This is a genomic window from Caulobacter sp. GW821-FHT09A05 (assembly GCF_059418465.1).
In genome coordinates this window covers 355,795-372,217 of the sequence record NZ_JBWKPX010000002.1, presented here as the reverse complement: position 1 = coordinate 372,217, position 16,423 = coordinate 355,795, and the positions used below count along the sequence as shown (strand labels likewise).

Sequence of the window (16,423 nt, the reverse complement as noted above, 5' to 3'; positions counted from 1 at the left end):
GGAGTAACCCCCTCCAGCCCAGTCCCGCTCGATCGCCCCCCGCCGCCGCATCGGTCGCTGGCCATGCGCCCTTTCCATGCGACGAGGTGGGATCAGGATAGGGGCGGTTGGAAGGGGTGAGGACAGATCGGGGGCGAGAAAGTTTAGGGCGTTGAAATCGTAGGTCTTTGTGTGCTGAACGCCGAGGATAACCGCCCCACATGATCCTTCTCCCCTTGCGGGAGAAGGTGTCGGCGAAGCCGACGGATGAGGGATTGCCCGGTGTAGCCGACGCGATCACCCCAAACGTTCCGGCACGTCCATGGCTTCGTCCAGCACGCGCAGGATCACCACCGCATCGCCTTCAAGCCGGAACGCCACGACATGGCGCGGACGGCCCACGCGTTCGGCGGGCGGGAGGTCGGCGCGGCTGAAGCGAATGGGATAGAGGCGCAGGTCGGGTGGAAGGTCGGGGTCGGTCCGGACGCCGGGCCGATCCGGGTCCTCCCGCAGAGCCGCGAAGGCGCGCTCCAGCAGCAGACGGTAGAGGCGGCGCTGGCGCTTGCCGAACCGGTCTTCGCTCCACGCCAGGATGGTCGCCACGTCGCGGCGGGCGCCGGTCGTGAGTTGCGATCGCCTCACGCGGCCCGCGACGCGTCGTCCAACTCGGCCTCGATCTGATCGAACCAGGCGCCCAGGTCATCGACGATCTCGAAGCGGCCGGCGTCGAGGTCGTCGAGCCCCTCCTGGATCAGGGCCTTGAAGCGTTCGACCTTGGCGGCTTCGCGGCGCTGCTCGCGCTGGAGCAGGTCCACGGCCGCGGCCAGCACGGCGTCGGCGTCGGGATAGGCGCCGGAGGCGACCTCGGCCTCGACGAAGGCCTCCAGCGGTTCGGGCAGGATGACGGAGCGGGCGGTCATGGTCGGCAGGCTAAGGTGAAATTGGGGTTTCTCAAAGCGCGGACGGCGCCCCTTCCTCGCGAAGGGGCGCCAGCCTTTCATCTCACGGCGAGACGATCGGCGCGCGCCCGTCCAAGGGGGCGCTCAGAGTCCCGCCGCGCCCGAGGCCCGCAAGGCCGCCGCCGTCGTCTGCACCAGGGCGGCCAGGCGGTGGCGCAGCGGGCCGGGCGGCAGGTCCAGCCAGGCCTCGGCCAGGGCCAGGCCGCCGGGCGCGCCCAGCATCCGCGCCGTCAGCGCCGTCTCCGCCTCGGCCGCGTCGCCCGCCCCGGGCAGGCCCTCGAAGAAGCTCGCCACCGGGACCTCCAGCGCCTCGGCGATGGCGTGCAGGGCCGAGGCGCTGATCCGGTTGGCGCCGGTCTCGTACTTCTGCACCTGCTGGAAGGTCAGGCCGATCCGGTCGGCCAGGGCCTGCTGGCTCATCCGCATCAGCTTGCGCCGCCACCGCACGGCGCGGCCGACATGGGCGTCGACGGGGTGGACGCCAGCCCGGGCTTCGGGAGCGGGTTTCATCGCGTGCTTTGCCTCCGGTTGAGAAAATACACACTGACAGTATGTAGAACGCGACGCCGACCAAGGCAACGGTCCGGCGTGGCCGACAAAGACGATCTCCTCGCCCTGGGGCGCGAAATCCGCCGTCATCGCAAGGCGCTGGGCCTCAGCCAGGAGGCCCTGGCCGAGCGCGCCGGCCTGCACCGCAACTATGTCGGCTTCCTGGAGCGCGGCGAACGCAACCCCAGCGCCACGACCATCTTCGGCTTGGCCCGGACGCTTGGGGTGAGGGCGGCGGAGCTGGTGGCGGGAGTGGAGTAGGAGCACTTTTCTCCTTCCTCAACGGAGAGGAGCGGTTTTAGGTAGCAAACACACAATACAGATTGGTCGATGTTTGGCATAGCAGGCCCTACATTCTCTATATGAGAGAATTCAAGCGATCACGAGCCACTGATAACAGCCACGCGATTTCGGCGCTTCTCACCAAGCGCATGGATATGATGGATGAAATCGCCATGCTTCGCGAAAGTCTCGCGGTCATGTCTAACGACATCGAAGCGTTGGACCGCGTTCTGGAATCCTTGGGCTACGACGGTGACGTGAAGCTGACGCCACGCGTTCCGAGGATCGTGCTGTTCTATCGAAACGAGCTTCGGCACTTCCTGGCCAGGACCCTCAAGGAAGACGGTCCCCAGACCTCCCGCCAGATGGCGGAACGGTTAGTTCAGATGGAAGCGAAGGACACCCGTGATCGTCGGATGATGAATGACATCGTCAAGCGGGTCGGCAGGGGTCTGCGCCAGATGCGTGACCATGGTGTGGTTGCCAGGACCCCTGAGAAGATACGGGGCGAGTACATCTGGCGGTACGTGCCGCTGGCGGCTGGGGAGTTGCCCACCATGCACAGGCTTGGTCGGACCTGATAGCCGTAAATTGCGACGAAATGGCACAAATGTGGCAGAGCCGCCTCAGGCGGAGGTTTAACCCGTTGAAATATTTAACATATAGCATTCAGCCAAGAGTTGCGTTCGGTATTTCGAACCGAATTTGACTGACTGGATGGAAGCCCCCCTTGACCGGGTAACCGTTTCGTATCCCAATCCCTTTGGGTTCTTTCAGTTCTCAATGAAGGAATCCGTCCCATGCCTTCCCCAAAACCTGAACCGTCGAAATCGGCGCACCTGCTGTCTATACAGTATGGGAAGCTGAGGATCACTGCGCAGGGTCTTGGCGTCGCCGCCGTTATCCTCATCGTTGTCGCGCTGGTGTGGGCGGGGAAACTGCCGTGGGCACATTGATCCCTCAGCGTTCGACCTTCCGAACGATCTTCCCACTTCTGGCGATCTCGAAACTGCCAGCGTCACCATGCACCCAGTTCACCGGGTCACCGTTCGCCAAGGATAGTTCTCGTGCCCCGAACGAGGCGCGGCTGCGCTTTAGGCCGGTGAAGTTGACCACACGGACGTACTCATGAACCTCAAGGGTGCGGCCATGCTCATCCTCACACAGGTGCACCTCGACCAGCTCCCGCATTTCGGCCTCCGTTATTCGACACCCATGGCGGCCGGGTCGATCCCGCAAGCTCGCATCCCGTTGAGCCACCGGGTATGCAGGGCCATGGCGTCATCAAATTTTTGAGCGCCATCATCGCTCTGAGCACCGCTGACCATGGCGCTCCCGATCGTCATGTTCTGATGGACGCCATCGAGCATGTCTGGCGTGGCGTCGATGGCCCGGCCGCATCGTTCACCCATCACGCTGACAGCAAACGGCCGGATGTCCGCAACACCGCGAACGCAACGGTCACGTGACCTAGCCGCGACCACCTGCACATCCGGGTCCAGCTTTGCCGTATCAAGTTGGTCGCGGGTGGCGGCTTGGCACTGGTTGAACCAGACATCAAATCTAGCTTGATACGCTGTCGCCTTGTCGGCAGGCACAACGTTGGCTTCAGCAACACTGCCGACCCGGTCGCCATCAAATTCTGTGGAGGGCAGGTCCAGGGCGAAGGTTCCGGCGATAAGCATGATCAGCGCCGCCGGGATGGAAAGAATAAATTTTCGAGCACCAGAAACGACGGTGGGTTTACCGTTGCGACGCCAGTAGAGTTTTCCACGCCACAGGAAATACAAACCAAGCGGCGGCAACAGGAAGATGAAGGCGGTGGCGAACCAGTCCTTCTTGGTGGCAGGGATCGCATCCCATTTCTTTTCTTCTTTCACGGGTCCGGCGAACGGAAACTCGTCCTGCGTAGTCAAAAGCCCCTCCCATCGCTGCATCTTGCTACTACGGTGGTAGCAAGCGGAACGCGGGCTAGGCAAGGAATTGTTGCAACGGTTCCGCCATGCCAGCTTGGGTGTCATCACCCGTCCACCGATCCCTGATTGCGGCGCTGGTTGAGGCGCGGAATGCTGCTGGGCTGACTCAGCGGGATATCGCCAGCCGGATCGGCAAGCCGCCGTCGTTCATCGGGAAGGTGGAAGGGATAGAGCGCAATCTGAGCGCTCTGGAGTTCATCGCCTGGGCCAAGGCCATTGGCGTGGAGCCGGGTCGGTTGTTGGATCGGCTAACCGTACCAGATAGGTTTGAGATTTGAGCGGCAAACAAACGATAGCAGTAGGAGGGGGCAAGTGCAGCCGCTGCGCTCGGACGTTTTCGTTTCTGGAAGATCGCCTAGGAAATCGGTGGATAGATCCAGAAGATTCTAAAATTGAACTATGCGCTTTATCCTGGAAGTCTTACGAGGTGATGTGTCCAGCTTTTCGTGAATCGGCAAGTCAACGCGCGTCAGAAATGCGACTAGGCGGCATCAATGGACTCTAGAAATTCGCGCCGCTCACCAAAGCTTATCTGACCATCGGGGTTCGTATTTAATTTCCACATCGTAACTATGCGATACAATTTTCCGTCGATCTGGATGTGTTCAGATTGCTTACATGATGTATCGATTTCTTTGCTATCTCTATCCACTTCTATTCTCCTCGCTTATTTATAAATAAGCGGGAGGCTCCCCGTGAAAATAAAAGATTTATTAGAAAATACGCCAGCAGCACCTAGCCAGGACCAGCCCGATCTTGGCGGCACAACCCATGACGATATCGATTGCGCTATTGCCACCCTGGCTGACATTGGGCGACGCGTAAAAACTCTCCCCGGTGCTGACGATCTCGATAAGGCTGTGCGCCAGCTTATGGGGAGCTATCGCCGGGAGAGTCAGTCGCGCCAGCGGGCTCCACGGCCGGGGGAGTGAGCCGCTAGTGCTGGAACATCTTATTGAAATTGCGCGGTTATTTTCCGGTAACTAGAGTCGCCAACCTTTTCGCAACTCGCATGGTTTATGGATAGTTAATCGGTAAGGCGCTATATGTAGGTGGCGCTAACTTGGAGCGGAGGTTGCGTTAAGAGCGTTTTGGTGACACATGCGAATTGTGGTCCCAGCACACTTTGAAGCGACTACTAACTAAAGCGAGCTAACATTATTTGACTCAAAAGTGAGGTATTGAGTGTAATGCTCAGTATCAATGGGATATCTGTGCCTGTAATTTAGTAAACATCGACCATATCAAGCAACTTGTCTCGGAAAGGCAAGCCGATGAGTTCCGATCAGTCTATTTTTGCCACCATTGGCATCACTGTGGCGACTCTGCTGGGTGGCTGGTTCCTGAAGGCAATCTGCGACAACGTTGCGAGGGCGACGGGCTTTGATCAGGCCATGGCCAGCGCCACCCATAACACCCTGCAGTTCATGCGGCGGTGGATGCCGATCTCTTTGCTGGTGGTGGCGGTATCCGTATCGAGTTCATTGCTCACGGCCTGGGTGCTCGTGCACACCGTTTTCCAGCGGGCATAGCGCGCACACGCCAGCTTGTAGATTGTGAAGGATCATTCCACGATGCGGCGGCCCGGGGGTGATTATGATTTATCTGCGCATCAGAAATCTCCAATTACTGCTATGTCTGATACTTTCACTGGGTGGCACTTCGGCTTTTGCGGAGGAGCCTCCGCAACGACCGCAGACTATTCACGACATCGAATCCAAATCGCCCGCAGCGTCGGAAATTCCACCTCCCCCTTTTAGGTTGGTCTGCAATCCGAGCCGCAGCGAAACCGAGGCCGCAGTTTGCGCCAACATTAGAAGTGCCGAAGCGGCGGAACGGGCGAATGAACTCTCGCAAAAAAACTTAAGCCTCGGGCGTTACCAGGCTTGGGGCTTACTGATTTCATTGATGTTCACCGGTGCTGCCGCATGGGCGGCTACAGAGGCAACTCGAATTTCGAAAAGATCGGCTGACGAAGCAAAGGATAGCATAGAGATAAGCAAATCGACTGCCTTGGCCGCTCAAAAATCGGCAGAAGCTACAGTTCTCGCCGCTAAGGCGGCTGTTGCTGGGCAGCTGCCAATTATAAGGATTAGAACTCCACAGTTACTGTACAGCAGTTCCCTGCCGATAAAGGGCGAGCCTTACGGCGGCATCGTTGAAACAGGACTTCCGTCAGAGATATCTATTGTTTCTAATTTAATATTTTATAATCACGGACGCTCCGTTGCGTTTCCTCAATTTATAGACGTTGGCTGGACTGTTGCAGATCATCTTCCTTCAGAGCCAACGTATAAGGATAGATTTCCCTGCCCACCGCACTCAATTATTGATGTGTCATATCCCGACGAGATAAGTTACCCAGTTAATATTGCCTACGGAATTCAGATATCTAATGCGCAGGTTGGCAACATCGCAAACGATGATCACCATTTTTGGTTCTATGCCTCTCTTAAATACAGAGACATACTCGGTATGGACCGCGAAGTCAGATATTGCTGGAAATGGCAACGCCCTGGACTTTCGGGTGATTATCACTTTATAACAGATGCTGATGCAGGCATCAGTTATAACCAAGCACCTGCGCTCAATTGATAAAACGTTGATTACCAGAAAGCCATCCGCTTGGAAGGTCGCGGCACCGCCGCTCGCCGCTGCCAATACCCCTTCCATTGGCGTGACACCGGATGGTGAGTGACGGCGTGCAGCATCCTCTCGAATTGCTCTCCGTTGCCAATTCTGCGGTTGTCCTCGCGCCAAGCCATCTCCCGGCCGTAGGCCAACAGGTACGGGCCAGAGATGTGGGTGTGAACGCCCTTGTAGGCGCGATGCGGTCGGAGGTGGAAGCTCTCCACCCAGTTGGTACAGGCCCGTCCGTCCGAGTAGCATTCCGAGTGATTGATGCGGTAGACTGCCTTGAAATAAGGGTCGAGACGATCCCAATGGGTGCCCTCGTCGGCATAGACGACCGCTGACGGGTCGATGCGCCTAATAACCTCGTCTACGCTTTGGGCCTCCGTTTTGAAGACAAGTGGAACGGTCTTTCCGTCCCGCTGGCGAAGAACCACCATGCATCTTTCACGACCCTTGGCGGCTTTCCGCGCCACGGCATTATTCTTACGCGTCTTGTCGTTGTAGAGTCTCACATAGCTTCCGTACCAAGCCCCATCGATTTCCACCTCGCCCGTAAGGCCAGTCACGTCCTGTTCGACGCCAATGGCTTCCCTGATCTTGTGCAAGAGAACGAAGGCGGTCTTGTACTGGACGCACAGTTCACGGGAGAGCCGCAGGGCGGCTACCCCGCTGGCACCATTGACGAAGATCGCGATGGCCAGGAGCAGATCGCGGAACTGGAGCTTCCGGCTTGCGAAGATAGTGCCCGAGGTGACGGAGAACTGTTTCCGGCACCCACGGCAGGAGAACAGCTTTCTGGTTTTGATTTCGCCAGTTTCGCAGCAACCGCAAGCGGGGCAGAAGGGCTTGCCGCCATTTTCTTCAAACCGAACAGCCTTAAACTTGGCGTAGGCCTCGTCCTCGGTCATTCTAGCTACAGTCGCTAAACTGAGCGTCCGTGCTTTTTTCGAGAGAAGAAAGTGCTGTGACAATTCCTGCGCCGTTGATGATGGCGCTGTGAATACAGGTGCAGATTGTAATAGTCAATAATAATGTTTAGCAATGGTGAGAAGAAATGAATTATAAAGCTTCCGGTGACTGGCGCGACACTATGCAGGTGTGTGTCAATGGTCACAAAATTACGGAATACGCAGACAGTCAGCCCCAGTCGTGCCAGCAATTTTGCTCCACTTGCGGCGCAAAGACCACTAAGGTGTGCCCAAGCTGCAATGCGAACATTTCGGGGCATCGACACATATCCGGTGTATTTACTACCCGCCCAATGGTTGTGCCGAAATACTGCACGAACTGCGGCGAAGCATATCCTTGGCAACGGGCCGCCATTGAAAATCTAGAAGCGATCATGCGCGAAGGGGAATTGAGCCCGGCAGATATGGACTCGGTCGTCTTGGCCTTGCCTGATGTGTTGCAAGACACTCCGAAGACGGAACTGGCGGCGCTTCGCCTCACAAAGGCGATGTCAAAGCTGGGGAAGCCCGTCTACGACATCGCAATCGGCGTTATCTCCGACATCGCATCTGAAACCGCGAAGAAAGCGATGGGCTTAAAGTAAGGTGCGATCCAGCCAAGAGCCCAAGGTGCCAAATCTGGTAATTTGTTTCCTGTGATTTTATTTATAAATAATTTTTGCGCCATCTAGCGAATTGTTTCAATATTATATTTTTCCGCCAAGCTCACTTGGTGGAAGAAACATCCCATGTTTCTGCATTTCCAAGTAAGGCCACACCACTTTCGATTCAATTTCCTTCTCGGTGCTGAGCAACTTCACCCGAGCGGGATGTCCAAATCTGAAGTCAACAAATCTGTTGCTCGCATTTTGCATATATATGGTGTATTTTTTATCTTCTCCGGTGTCGATTTTCGTTACTAGAATATATTTTTCAATATACCTAGAAGCTTTTCCACTTTCCAAAGAACTATCAACCTCTGACTTTTTTGCTTCGCTGAAATACAGCATTACCGGAACGCGCACCTCAAGCATAGTTTCAGAAGAATAGTTAACTATTTCACACTTGAAGAGCGGATCCTTGGAAGCAATTATCATATTTGTCCCAGAAAATTGATTTCCTCCAGTATCGTTGTCCAGAAGTTGCAAAACATTAATCTTTTGCGGCTGATCGCTAGGAAGGATAACGGTCGATTCACATTGAATAACAATCTTAGAATCAACCTTAACTTCTGGGGTGACGCTTGAGTTATAGGCTACGACTACATTTTTATCTGCGTCAGTGGGCTTATTTTCGTTTGATTCGAGCTGCTTGGGCGTGGAGGTAGATTTAGGCGGCGCTGAAGGCCGTGTTTTTGGCGACCCTAATGCTTTAACGCCACAAAAAGCCATATAGGAACCAGCGCAAATGAAAATCACGCTCGCAGTAAACAGAAGCGCGATTCCCATACGTTTCATCCTCATCGAGTAACAGAATCTGCGAAAATACCCCAAACACCCAAAAGATATTAGCGCTATTCCCAATACAACGCCGACAATTTTAATATTGTCGGGCAGCAAATCTGGTATTAGCGAACTAACCAGCGTTGCCCCTAGGGTAACAACACCAGCAGCAATCCCAGAGGTTTTGGAGCGTGACGATTCCATTGTCACCACATGAGGACAATCTTAGCCACACAGCAACGGTTTAAACCTGGAAAATCTCCCCATAACCCCTTGTGTGTTTGCTACCAGAAGCCGGAGAGGAGCGTGTGGTCTGCCGTCTGTGAAGAAGAGTTGGCCTTGGACGTGAATAGATAGCCGCATTCGCCGTACTCTTAGGACGAGCTTTGACAGATAGCTAACCGCCTGACCGTTCTCGAGTGAAGCCGCGGCCTAAGACCGGCGCTCAACCGTAAGGTTGACGTCGTGCTCCTAAACGGCGAACGTGAAGCGATCGGGAGGCGACTATGAAATTTCTTAGTTTCGCGATTCGCAATTTCAAAGGCATCGAATCCGCAAAAATAGATTTGTTGCCGGCTGGAGCGAATGTTTTCACGCTTATCGGTCTAAACGAAAGTGGAAAAACGACGCTACTTGAGGCGCTGAATACCTTCAGTCTCCTTAAGGATGAAACCGGCGCTCTCTACGGGGCAAGTATAATAAAGCCTCACCCATCGTCATATGTGCCTAAGAATCTAAAAGCTCTTTTCTCCGGGATCATTAGCATATCTGCGGAAATAAAATTCGACAAAGGAGAGCGAGAAGACGTTGTTAAAAAAGTCCGTGACCACGCAAAAGCGCAGGTAGAAGTTGACTCTATACCCGAGGTTATAAAAGTAACTAGAGGCTATAAGTTTCTAGACTCAGATTATAAAGAATTCATTCATGAAATGAACTTCACCCCTAGGGGGATTCCTCACGGGGCAAGAAAGTCTAGGGACATCACATCGAGGGGAGAGTTTTCTGAAATTTGGAAATTTATGGCTGCTGATATTGTTTCTAGAATACCTAATATTTTATATTTTCCGACTTTCCTATTTTCTCATCCCGACAAAATCGTACTAAATCCAGGGTCCGGAGAGCTTCCCGTTAATCGTATCTATAGGGAAATCATACAGGATATCCTAAGTGCTCTAGATCGGCCTCTAGATATAAATAATCATCTCGTGAATAGGATACTTAGAGATGAGGGGGCTATCGAGAAGGCGATAAATCTCGTCGCCCTCAGAGCGGATAAGCAGCAGCAGATAGATGCTGTGTTAGACGAAATGTCAGAGCATGTAACGGAAACCATCTTTGACAAATGGGAGAGGGTGTTCGGCGGTAGTGTTACCGGAAGAGAGATCGTTTTTAGGGTCGGGGACGAGCTAGATGGGGATGAGAAGAGGGTATATCTACAGTTTATATTAAAAGATGGAAAATCCACTTATGAAATATCCGAAAGATCTCTTGGATTCAGGTGGTTTTTTTCTTTCTTATTGTTTACTATATACAGAGTCTCTTCAATAGGTCGTGGACCTATACTATTTCTTTTGGATGAGCCGGCCTCGAATCTTCACGCGAGGGCGCAAATGCAACTTATTGATAGCTTTCCAAAAATTGCCACAGGCAATCATCAAATAATATACTCTACGCATAGTCACTATATGATTAATCCTGAGTGGTTGGACCAGGCGTTCATAGTTTCAAACGATGCTATAAGTTATGATAAAGTTGATGGAAACGAGAGATCTTTAAAAAGTAAGCCGACTAGTATAAAAATTGAAAAATATAGGACATTTGTCGGCAGTAACCCTGATAAAATGACATATTTCCAACCTGTTCTTGATAAATTGGATGTTACTCCCAGCAGGCTCGATCTTATGAAGGCATCGCTATTGGTGGAGGGAAAGGGAGATTACCTCGCACTGGAATATGGGAGAAGGATACTACTAAAATCAAAGAGCAAGGTCGCGATAGTGCCCACCAGGGGTGCGGCGGGAATGGATGAACTAATAGGTCTTTTCCTGGGGTGGGGCGTAAATTTCGCCATATGCTTAGATGATGATAAGGCGGGTAGAGAAGCTAAGAAAATCTATAAAGAAGAATGGGGATTGCGTGATGAAAATGTATGGACACTCGGTGACGTTTCATCCGATCTTGTTGGTCAAAAGATAGAAGGGTTAATAACTATAGACGATAAAAAAGTAATATCAAAATACTTTAGTGTAGATAAATTGCCAACAAAGAGTCAAATACAGTTATTTTTTAGTGAACATTTGGCTAGTGGGAGGAAGTCGATTTGTCTGATAAATTTATGGAAAGAGTGTCCATGCTTGAGGAAAAATTGAAGAAATTGGAAGAGTAGATACCCGGGTTGTGTCTGGGAGCGATATGAAATTTTGGGGCAATAATTATTTATTTGTTCGGTGGGGCTTGGAAGGGATTGTTTGGCTCCCTACCGCCCCTTCCGAAACGCCTCCGCCTGCTCCGCCCGCAGCTCCTGCCGGATCCGCTTCGGCGCGGCCTTGTCCACCGCCTCGCCCGGCGCCGTCAGGGCCTCGTTGGCGAATTCCAGGTCCATCAGCTTCATGCGCTTGATCTCGTCGCGCAGGCGGGCGGCGGTTTCGAACTCCAGGTTGGCGGCGGCCTCGCGCATCTTGGCCTCCATGTCCTTGAGGGCGGCCTTGAAGTTGTCGCCGCTGAACGGCTTGGCGTCCTTGCCCTCGCCGATCCCGCCGATCGGCACCAGGATGCGGTCGCCGCGCTCGTAGGGGCTGGCGAGGATGTCCTTGATGTCGCGCTTGACGCTCTCGGGCGTGATGCCGTGCTCGAGGTTGTAGGCGTGCTGCTTCTCGCGGCGGCGGGCGGTCTCCTCCATGGCCCGCTCCATGCTGCCGGTGACGCGGTCGGCATAGAGGATGACCTTGCCGTCGACGTTGCGGGCGGCGCGGCCGATGGTCTGGATCAGCGAGGTCTCCGAGCGCAGGAAGCCTTCCTTGTCGGCGTCGAGGATGGCGACCAGGCCGCATTCGGGGATGTCCAGGCCCTCGCGCAGCAGGTTGATGCCGACCAGGACGTCGAACTGGCCCAGCCGCAGGTCGCGGATGATCTCGATCCGCTCCATGGTGTCGACGTCGCTGTGCATATAGCGGACGGCGATGCCCTGCTCGTTGAGATATTCGGTCAGGTCCTCGGCCATCTTCTTGGTCAGGACGGTGACCAGGGTGCGGTAGCCCTTGGCCTTGGTCTGGCGGATCTCGTCGACCACGTCGTCGACCTGGCTGGCCCCGTCCTTGGAGACCGGGCGGACCTCGACCGGCGGGTCGATCAGACCGGTGGGGCGGATCACCTGCTCGGCGAACACGCCGCCGGCCCGCTCCAGCTCCCACTTGGCCGGGGTGGCGCTGACATGGATCGACTGCGGCCGCATGGCGTCCCACTCCTCGAACTTGAGCGGGCGGTTGTCCAGGGCGCTGGGCAGGCGGAAGCCGTATTCGGCCAGGGTCCATTTGCGGTTGCGGTCGCCCTTGTACATGGCGCCGATCTGCGGGACCGTCTGGTGGCTCTCGTCGGTGAACAGCAGGGCGTTGTCGGGGATGTATTCGAAGAAGGTCGGCGGCGGCTCGCCCGGCCGGCGGCCCGACAGGTAGCGGCTGTAGTTCTCGATGCCGGCGCAGGAGCCGGTGGTCTCGATCATCTCCAGGTCGAAGGTGGTCCGCTGCTCCAGGCGCTGGGCCTCCAGGAGCTTGCCGTTGGCGACCAGCCATTCCAGCCGCTCCTTCAGCTCCTGGCGGATGCTGACGATGGCCTGGCGCAGGGTGGGGCGCGGGGTGACGTGGTGGCTGTTGGCGTAGACCTTGATCATCTCCAGGTCGCCGGTCTTCTTGCCGGTCAGCGGGTCGAACTCGCTGATCGCCTCGACCTCGTCGCCGAACAGGCTGACCCGCCAGGCGCGGTCCTCGTAGTGGGCGGGGAAGATCTCGATAGTGTCGCCGCGGCGGCGGAACGTGCCGCGCTCGAAGGCGGCGTCGTTGCGCTTGTACTGCTGGGCGACCAGGTCGGCCATCATCTGCTTTTCGTTGATGGTCTGGCCGACCTCGAGGGTGAAGGTCATGGCCGTGTAGGTCTCGACCGAGCCGATGCCGTAGATGCAGCTGACCGAGGCGACCACGATGACGTCGTCGCGCTCCAGGATCGCCCGGGTCGCCGAGTGGCGCATGCGGTCGATCTGCTCGTTGATCGAGCTGTCCTTCTCTATGTAGGTGTCGGTGCGCGGGACATAGGCTTCCGGCTGGTAGTAGTCGTAATAGCTGACGAAGTACTCGACCGCGTTGTCGGGGAAGAACGACTTCATCTCGCTGTAGAGCTGGGCGGCCAGGGTCTTGTTGGGGGCCAGGATCAGGGCCGGGCGCTGGGTGGCCTCGATGACCTTGGCCATGGTGAAGGTCTTGCCCGAGCCGGTGACGCCCAGCAGCACCTGGTCGTTCTCGCGGCCTTCGAGCCCGGCCACCAGCTCGGCGATGGCGGTCGGCTGGTCGCCGGCCGGCTGGTAGTCGCTGACCAGCTTGAACCGCTTGCCGCCCTCGGACTTCTCCGGCCGCGCGGGGCGGTGCGGGGTCCACAGGGCCGGGGTCGCGGCCCCCAGCTCGCCGTCCAGGGCGACGTCATGGATGAACTTGGCGGAGACGTCGGAGACGCCGCCGGCATCGGTCTCTTGGGATCGGGCCATGGTCGGAAGGTAGGACCGCGCGGCCGGGAAGGCTAGGGGGGCTGCTGACAGGGACTGTCAGCAGCTGGCGGCAGGTGGCGGCATTGCCTTTGACGGTCAGGGTTGCAATGTTGCGGGGACAACCACGGGGGTGGCGATGGCGAATGTGAAGCGCGGGGGCCTGGGCTTCCTGCTGGCGATCGGCCTGGGGGCGGGGGCCTGCGCCCAGACCCCCGACATGCGGCTGGTCCGCGAGCCGGCCTATGGCGAGCTGCGCGACGTGCTGGGCGCGGTGCTGCCGGTCGCGACGCCCAATCCCAAATGCCCCAGGCCGGCCCAGCTGCCGGACGGCGCCTGCCTGGACCGGGTGCTGGCCGGGATGAAGGCGCGGGGCGCGACGACCGGGCGGGTGCTGACCGCGCCGGGCGCCGGCGGCGGGGCGGGGACGGTGATCTCCGGACCGATCGGCCAGGCCTACCGGCTGTACGCGGTGTCGCTGGGCGGCGGCGCGCCGGCGGTCACCCCGCTGACCCTGCCCAGCTCGGCGGTGCGGATCCCGCGCGACTGCTACGCCGCCGGTCGCGGCGTCGACTACCGGCTCGACCTGCGCGACGGCCAGCTGGTGGCGCGGGAGGTCCAGGCCGCCAGCTGCGGCGGGCCGGTCCCGCCGATCGGCTATGGCGGGCCGCGCCGGCCGCCGATCGGCCCGGACGAGCCGGGCGAGCGCTGGCCGGCCACCGCGACGGTCGAGGTGCTGGGGGCGCCCCGGCAGCTGGCCGCGCCGCGTCCGGACTGTCCGCCCGAGGCCGCCCTGCGCGACGGCGTCTGCTTCGCGGCCGGGATCGCCGTGCTGGACGCCCGGCCCGACCTCAAGGAGCTGGACGTGGTCGGCGCCAGGCGGCCGGTGTCGCCGGGCGCGGTGCTGGCGGCCAGGGAGACCGAGCAGTATGTGCTCAAGCGAGGCCGCAAGGGCTTCAAGGCCGACAAGCGCTGGTTCGACAAGTCCAGCCTGGCCGCCCCGGCCGGCTGCGGCCTGGCCGGCCCCGTCGACTTCGAGGTCGAGCCGGACGACCGGGTGCACGAGCGGGCCCTGGCCGGCTGCGGCGCGCCGCCCGCCCCGCCACCGGTGGCGACCTACGAGGCCTATGGCGCGGTGATGCCGGTGGTCATGGGCAACCGCCCCGGCTGCGCCGAGCGCGGCGAGCAGCTCTTGGGCGACGCCTGCTTCACCGACGTGATCGGCTGGATGCGCGCCCGCAAGATCCCCAAGGCCGAAGCCCTGGTGCTGGACGGGTTCCACCGCCCCGGCGAGCGGATCTACGCCGGCGGCCCGGTCCGGTTCTCCTACGCCACGGTCTGGGTCAATCCGGACGGGACCTACAAGGCCGACCGCAAGCACAGCTATTCGGCCCAGATCCGCTCCGGCGGCTGCTCGAACGTCACCGACGCGGGCGGGGAGGCCAGCGGTGTCATGCTGATCCGGGCCGACGGCGGGGTGATGGCCCGGGCCTATCAGTGGGTGGGCTGCCCGGTCCGGTAGGGGCGAGCGCGGCGCGCTTGCCAAGATGCAATCCTGGGGCGAATCTGCGGGTTCGGTCGGGAGAGCGTTCCATGGACATGACGCGCAGAAGCGTGGCGACGGGCCTGGCGGCGGCCGGCGCCGCGCCGGGTCTGGCCTGGGGGCAGGCGGCGGCGCCGGCCGCGACGCCCACGCCCCAGACCCGCCTGTTCCTGGAGGCGCGCTACCTGCCGGTCTGGCGCGCCGTCCAGGCCGCGCCGAACGATCCGGGCCTGCGGCAGATGGCGTCGTTCGTCGGCGACGAGGCCGTCGCCCTGGCCTCGGCCGGGGAGGGACCGCGGGACGATGGGCCGCTGCCCGCCGACGCGACCGCCCAGGACGCCCTGGCCGCCATCGTCGAGGCCGCGCGCGACCGCCGCGTGGTCATGCTCAACGAGGCCCACGTCGCCTCGCGCCACCGCCACTTTCTCGCGCGGCTGCTGCGCGCCCTGCGTCCCCTGGGCTTCGACGTCCTGGCCGCCGAGGACTTCATCAACCCGCCCGCCGGGCCCGGCGCGCCGGACGTGCGGACCTACAAGGCCGGCGCGGCGCTGAATCCGACCTTCGGCTTCTATCTGCATGATCCGGTCTACGCCGAGGCGGTCCGCGAGGCGGCCGGGCTGGGCTACCGGCTGGCGGCCTACGAACAGCGGTCGGACCAGCGAGTGCGCGGCGAGGCCAGCCTGGCCGCCATCGCGCGCCGCGAGGCGGCCGAGGCCGACAACTTCATCGCCGACGTGCTGGCCCCGAATCCGGGGTCGCGGATCCTGGTCCACTGCGGCTACTCGCACCTGCGCAAGGCCCCCGACCATCGCGGCTCCTCCTGGTTCGCCGCCCGGCTGCGCGAGGCGTCGGGGATCGACCCGCTCTGCGTCTCCCAGGCCTATACGGGGTCGTTCGGGCCCCACGGCGCCGATCCGGCGACGACCACGGCGGTGCTGGAGCGCTTCAAGCCCGCGGACTCGATCGTGGTGCGCGGGGCGGACGGCTGGGTCGGGGCGCGATCGGCCGGGGCCGACCTGGCCGTGTTCCATCCGCCCCTGGCCGACGTCGCCGGCCGTCCGGGCTGGCTGGCGGCCGACCCCGCGCGTCGCCGGGTGGAGGTCGCCGCGCCCGGTCCGCGCGCGGCGACGGTCCTCGTCCAGGCCATCCACGCGGTCGATCCCGACCTCGCCATCCCAGCCGACCAGCGGGTGCTGGAACCGGAGGCCGCCTCGGCCGTCCTGTTCCTGCGGCCCGGCGACTACCGCCTGCGGCTGGAGGCCGAGACCGGCTTCGTCCCCCTCGGGACGGTGACGGTCTGACGACGGCGAAGGTCTGACTGCCTCGGGTCCTTTCGGCGGGGTCGCGCGTTGGTCCGTCGCCCCG

The 16,423-nt window shown here is 59.3% G+C and carries 17 protein-coding genes and 1 pseudogene; 10 read left to right on the top strand and 8 right to left on the bottom strand.

Annotated features, from left to right (window positions below; translation table 11 throughout):
• Positions 1-91 (top strand): annotated as a pseudogene (locus AC07NX_RS03430) (hypothetical protein); the annotation flags it as partial.
• A 185-nt stretch (positions 92-276) separates the two neighbouring features.
• On the opposite strand, the gene AC07NX_RS03425 reads toward AC07NX_RS03430, so the two are convergent.
• The 3 genes from AC07NX_RS03425 to AC07NX_RS03415 all read right to left on the bottom strand — a co-directional run bounded on the left by AC07NX_RS03425 (position 277) and on the right by AC07NX_RS03415 (position 1,448).
• Positions 277-621, bottom strand: a complete 345-nt coding sequence (locus AC07NX_RS03425; RefSeq protein WP_186448746.1) for a type II toxin-antitoxin system RelE/ParE family toxin — start codon at positions 619-621, stop codon at positions 277-279.
• Positions 618-899: a type II toxin-antitoxin system ParD family antitoxin gene (locus AC07NX_RS03420; protein ID WP_019847752.1), complete on the bottom strand. Its 282-nt coding sequence runs from the start codon at positions 897-899 to the stop codon at positions 618-620. The genes AC07NX_RS03425 and AC07NX_RS03420 overlap by 4 nt, the downstream gene beginning before the upstream one ends.
• Before the next feature lie 123 nt (positions 900-1,022).
• Positions 1,023-1,448 carry a helix-turn-helix domain-containing protein gene (locus AC07NX_RS03415; protein ID WP_494639141.1) on the bottom strand — a complete coding sequence of 142 codons (426 nt, stop codon included), beginning with the start codon at positions 1,446-1,448 and terminating at the stop codon, positions 1,023-1,025.
• Positions 1,449-1,526: 78 nt separating this feature from the next.
• On the opposite strand from AC07NX_RS03415, the gene AC07NX_RS03410 reads away from it, so the two are divergent.
• Positions 1,527-1,748 carry a helix-turn-helix domain-containing protein gene (locus AC07NX_RS03410; RefSeq protein WP_494639139.1) on the top strand — a complete coding sequence of 74 codons (222 nt, stop codon included), beginning with the start codon at positions 1,527-1,529 and terminating at the stop codon, positions 1,746-1,748.
• A gap of 101 nt (positions 1,749-1,849) precedes the next feature.
• On the top strand, positions 1,850-2,350 hold the full coding sequence (locus AC07NX_RS03405) for a hypothetical protein (RefSeq protein ID WP_494639137.1): 501 nt from the start codon (positions 1,850-1,852) through the stop codon (positions 2,348-2,350).
• 379 nt (positions 2,351-2,729) lie between these two features.
• On the opposite strand, the gene AC07NX_RS03400 is transcribed toward AC07NX_RS03405, so the two are convergent.
• Together AC07NX_RS03400 and AC07NX_RS03395 are read right to left on the bottom strand one after the other, a co-directional pair.
• Positions 2,730-2,960 (bottom strand): hypothetical protein, encoded by a 231-nt coding sequence (locus tag AC07NX_RS03400; protein ID WP_494639135.1) that lies wholly within the window; start codon positions 2,958-2,960, stop codon positions 2,730-2,732.
• A gap of 11 nt (positions 2,961-2,971) precedes the next feature.
• Entirely contained in the window at positions 2,972-3,685 is a 714-nt protein-coding gene (locus AC07NX_RS03395; protein ID WP_494639133.1) for a hypothetical protein, read from the bottom strand.
• A gap of 86 nt (positions 3,686-3,771) precedes the next feature.
• On the opposite strand from AC07NX_RS03395, the gene AC07NX_RS03390 reads away from it, so the two are divergent.
• The 3 genes from AC07NX_RS03390 (at position 3,772) to AC07NX_RS03380 (ending at position 6,340) form a co-directional block, all read left to right on the top strand.
• Positions 3,772-4,023, top strand: a complete 252-nt coding sequence (locus tag AC07NX_RS03390; protein WP_494639131.1) for a helix-turn-helix domain-containing protein — start codon at positions 3,772-3,774, stop codon at positions 4,021-4,023.
• Positions 4,024-5,019: 996 nt separating this feature from the next.
• Positions 5,020-5,277 (top strand): hypothetical protein, encoded by a 258-nt coding sequence (locus tag AC07NX_RS03385; RefSeq protein WP_494639129.1) that lies wholly within the window; start codon positions 5,020-5,022, stop codon positions 5,275-5,277.
• Positions 5,278-5,341: 64 nt separating this feature from the next.
• Complete coding sequence (locus tag AC07NX_RS03380; RefSeq protein WP_494639128.1) at positions 5,342-6,340, top strand: hypothetical protein; 999 nt, start codon at positions 5,342-5,344, stop codon at positions 6,338-6,340.
• Between the two features lie 11 nt (positions 6,341-6,351).
• On the opposite strand, the gene AC07NX_RS03375 is transcribed toward AC07NX_RS03380, so the two are convergent.
• Complete coding sequence (locus tag AC07NX_RS03375; protein WP_494639126.1) at positions 6,352-7,350, bottom strand: IS1595 family transposase; 999 nt, start codon at positions 7,348-7,350, stop codon at positions 6,352-6,354.
• A gap of 83 nt (positions 7,351-7,433) precedes the next feature.
• Here AC07NX_RS03375 and AC07NX_RS03370 point away from each other — a divergent pair, with 83 nt between their 5' ends.
• Entirely contained in the window at positions 7,434-7,931 is a 498-nt protein-coding gene (locus AC07NX_RS03370) for a DUF2321 domain-containing protein (protein WP_494639124.1), read from the top strand.
• A 102-nt stretch (positions 7,932-8,033) separates the two neighbouring features.
• Here the strand turns inward: AC07NX_RS03370 and AC07NX_RS03365 are convergent, their stop codons facing one another.
• Positions 8,034-8,972, bottom strand: a complete 939-nt coding sequence (locus AC07NX_RS03365; RefSeq protein WP_494639122.1) for a hypothetical protein — start codon at positions 8,970-8,972, stop codon at positions 8,034-8,036.
• Between the two features lie 302 nt (positions 8,973-9,274).
• Between AC07NX_RS03365 and AC07NX_RS03360 the strand changes: the two genes are divergently transcribed.
• Positions 9,275-11,137: an AAA family ATPase gene (locus tag AC07NX_RS03360; RefSeq protein WP_494639120.1), complete on the top strand. Its 1,863-nt coding sequence runs from the start codon at positions 9,275-9,277 to the stop codon at positions 11,135-11,137.
• A 107-nt stretch (positions 11,138-11,244) separates the two neighbouring features.
• On the opposite strand, the gene uvrB is transcribed toward AC07NX_RS03360, so the two are convergent.
• Positions 11,245-13,518, bottom strand: coding sequence for an excinuclease ABC subunit UvrB (gene uvrB / locus AC07NX_RS03355; protein ID WP_494639118.1), 2,274 nt, complete (start codon positions 13,516-13,518; stop codon positions 11,245-11,247).
• A 136-nt stretch (positions 13,519-13,654) separates the two neighbouring features.
• On the opposite strand from uvrB, the gene AC07NX_RS03350 reads away from it, so the two are divergent.
• Together AC07NX_RS03350 and AC07NX_RS03345 are read left to right on the top strand one after the other, a co-directional pair.
• A complete protein-coding gene (locus tag AC07NX_RS03350) occupies positions 13,655-15,037 on the top strand; it encodes a hypothetical protein (RefSeq protein ID WP_494639116.1) in 1,383 nt (460 codons plus the stop codon).
• A gap of 77 nt (positions 15,038-15,114) precedes the next feature.
• A complete protein-coding gene (locus AC07NX_RS03345) occupies positions 15,115-16,359 on the top strand; it encodes a hypothetical protein (protein ID WP_494639114.1) in 1,245 nt (414 codons plus the stop codon).
• Positions 16,360-16,423 lie beyond the last annotated feature (64 nt).

What these genes read in the sequence shown, in the direction of transcription:
- AC07NX_RS03345 (WP_494639114.1), top strand. Translation starts at nt 15,115, where the DNA reads ATGACGCGCAGAAGCGTGGCGACGGGCCTGGCGGCGGCCGGCGCCGCG.
- AC07NX_RS03400 (WP_494639135.1), bottom strand. Translation starts at nt 2,960, where the DNA reads ATGCGGGAGCTGGTCGAGGTGCACCTGTGTGAGGATGAGCATGGCCGC.
- AC07NX_RS03420 (WP_019847752.1), bottom strand. Translation starts at nt 899, where the DNA reads ATGACCGCCCGCTCCGTCATCCTGCCCGAACCGCTGGAGGCCTTCGTC.
- AC07NX_RS03370 (WP_494639124.1), top strand. Translation starts at nt 7,434, where the DNA reads ATGAATTATAAAGCTTCCGGTGACTGGCGCGACACTATGCAGGTGTGT.
- AC07NX_RS03360 (WP_494639120.1), top strand. Translation starts at nt 9,275, where the DNA reads ATGAAATTTCTTAGTTTCGCGATTCGCAATTTCAAAGGCATCGAATCC.
- AC07NX_RS03405 (WP_494639137.1), top strand. Translation starts at nt 1,850, where the DNA reads ATGAGAGAATTCAAGCGATCACGAGCCACTGATAACAGCCACGCGATT.
- uvrB (WP_494639118.1), bottom strand. Translation starts at nt 13,518, where the DNA reads ATGGCCCGATCCCAAGAGACCGATGCCGGCGGCGTCTCCGACGTCTCC.
- AC07NX_RS03380 (WP_494639128.1), top strand. Translation starts at nt 5,342, where the DNA reads ATGATTTATCTGCGCATCAGAAATCTCCAATTACTGCTATGTCTGATA.
- AC07NX_RS03390 (WP_494639131.1), top strand. Translation starts at nt 3,772, where the DNA reads ATGCCAGCTTGGGTGTCATCACCCGTCCACCGATCCCTGATTGCGGCG.
- AC07NX_RS03350 (WP_494639116.1), top strand. Translation starts at nt 13,655, where the DNA reads ATGGCGAATGTGAAGCGCGGGGGCCTGGGCTTCCTGCTGGCGATCGGC.
- AC07NX_RS03415 (WP_494639141.1), bottom strand. Translation starts at nt 1,448, where the DNA reads ATGAAACCCGCTCCCGAAGCCCGGGCTGGCGTCCACCCCGTCGACGCC.
- AC07NX_RS03365 (WP_494639122.1), bottom strand. Translation starts at nt 8,972, where the DNA reads ATGGAATCGTCACGCTCCAAAACCTCTGGGATTGCTGCTGGTGTTGTT.
- AC07NX_RS03385 (WP_494639129.1), top strand. Translation starts at nt 5,020, where the DNA reads ATGAGTTCCGATCAGTCTATTTTTGCCACCATTGGCATCACTGTGGCG.